Annotated in this window: 2 protein-coding genes; both read right to left on the bottom strand. The window is 40.2% G+C overall.

What is annotated here, in order from left to right; genetic code table 11:
• Positions 1-1,430, bottom strand: a 1,430-nt coding sequence (locus tag A6733_RS00375) for a hypothetical protein (protein WP_141663424.1), incomplete at its 3' end; no start/stop codon positions are given.
• A gap of 4 nt (positions 1,431-1,434) precedes the next feature.
• On the bottom strand, positions 1,435-1,617 hold a 183-nt coding region (locus A6733_RS08685; RefSeq protein WP_176696736.1), incomplete at its 5' end, for a hypothetical protein.

Raw genomic sequence — 1,617 nt, 5'->3', positions numbered from 1 at the left:
CTGGCAGCAGCATCACTACCAATAGGAACCTCAAGAGTCCTACTCCCACTAAATAATCCCTGCATAATAAATAACTTCTTAGGAGGTACTCTAAAATAACTACTACTAGCTGCCGTGGAAGGTTCTTCAATAGCGGAAGTAGAAACAGAAGAAGCTACAGGTAACTTTGAAGATGAAGATCCTAGCTCAGATGAAGACCCCGAGTCAGATGAAGATGATTCATCTCCTGAAACTGCGAAATCAGAAACAACATCTTCCACAGTCGAGACTAAAACATCCACACCAACATTAGAAGAAGAACATTCAGAAACATTTGATACAGCAACAGGATCAATACAAGAAAACAATCTAACAAATCTAGAAGGATTAGAATCACCCTTCAACAGCAACAGGGGTCCTAATCGCTTCTCAGATTGAGAACAAGACCCAGAAGTAGACGGAGATATGGGTGCGAACGAAATCGAAGGAGGAGACAAAAGCTCAGAAGATGATTCATCTGCTAAAACTCCAAACCCACAATAATAATCACTATCATCAGTAATACTCGAAGAAGACTCGTCAGAAGTAGAACCACCTCCTAAAGCCGTACCTTTACTTGTAATTTCAGTACCACTTACCTTACAACACCTTCTACCTCTTATATATTTGTAGGAAATTGAAAGTGCTGCCATAGGAACGTCAACAATATTGAGGACCCTAATAAAATCTTCACGAATAACATCACTCAATGATTCATCTTCTAGTCCAGAACAAGCTTTAGCAGCTTCCATATCCCACTTTGAGCTAAATATAGTCTCCGCTAGATCACGAACGACACGGTCTAGTCTCGATAAAAAATCCACTAAATTACATCCACTTGACGGCACCACTACATGTTCAGCAATAGCACGTATAAAAGTAGGACGGTACCTGGAATGGTATACACAAAAACACCTAGACACAAAACTATATAGATGCAGTTCCCTATAAGTTTTGAACCAAATGGCTCTCCCAACCTTAGAAAGTCCACTACTTAAAGCAATTGATATGTAATTTCCAATCGATTTCGCTAAAGACCTCATGAAAGACGCACAAACGTCACAAAAAAGATCACAAACCAGTTTTATACTATCAGGATGTAACTCTACACCCAGCAAATAAACACATTGAATATATGAAGGAACAGAAACTGTACCAGAAGAAGATCGATCACTAGAATCCCTAATAGGAGGCAACAGATTCAATTTGGAAGGCTTTATAGTAGTAGGTAGAGTCTCATCACAATGAGCAGAAGGCATCCAAACGGGAGCACGAACAATACCTGTCTCATCAAAAGTAGTAAAGGAAACATGAAGACGGACAGGAATGAGAACATTATCGCTACCAGTATGTCTTCCTGCTGCAACTGGACCAGAAGAAGATCCATCACTAGAATCTTTAACAGAAGTCAACGGATTAAATTCGCAAAGTGCACCAGAATCCCCTCCTAGTGAAGACGAGGATCCTACTTGTTTCTTTCGCTACAGTGGAACCTGCTAACATTATAGATAATGCTACTTGAGGAATACCGGCAGTGTCTAGGACACTAACAAAATCTTTGCAACCAACATCATTCCATCCCCCTCTTCCAGAGAAACA

Source organism: Candidatus Ichthyocystis sparus, from assembly GCF_900078745.1.
GTDB lineage: Bacteria > Pseudomonadota > Gammaproteobacteria > Burkholderiales > 2013Ark19i > Ichthyocystis > Ichthyocystis sparus.
This window is presented reverse-complemented; position numbering and strand designations above follow the sequence as displayed.